At 41.4% G+C, this 278-nt stretch carries 1 pseudogene; it reads left to right on the top strand.

The features are described from left to right. Positions 1-248, top strand: a pseudogene (locus BHE89_RS01585) (glutathione-disulfide reductase); the annotation flags it as partial. Positions 249-278: the final 30 nt, after the last annotated feature.

Below are 278 nucleotides of genomic sequence, written 5' to 3'. Positions count from 1 at the left end.
AAGTGTACAAATCGTCTTTCACTGCAATGTATAGTGCGGTGACTCGTCATCGTCAACCATGCCGTATGAAGCTGGTTTGTGTTGGTGCAGACGAAAAAATTGTTGGCATTCATGGTATTGGTTTTGGTATGGATGAAATGCTACAAGGTTTTGCCGTTGCACTGAAAATGGGCGCAACGAAAAAAGACTTTGATGATACGGTGGCAATTCACCCAACAGCAGCAGAAGAATTTGTGACGATGAGATAAGCCATTACCATTTATATTGTGTAAGCTTAT

It is taken from the genome of Shigella sp. FC1967, from assembly GCF_001743005.1.
In the GTDB taxonomy this organism is placed as follows: domain Bacteria; phylum Pseudomonadota; class Gammaproteobacteria; order Enterobacterales; family Enterobacteriaceae; genus Proteus.
The sequence above is the reverse complement of the archived record's forward strand: the minus strand, read 5'-3'. Positions and strand labels throughout refer to the sequence as shown.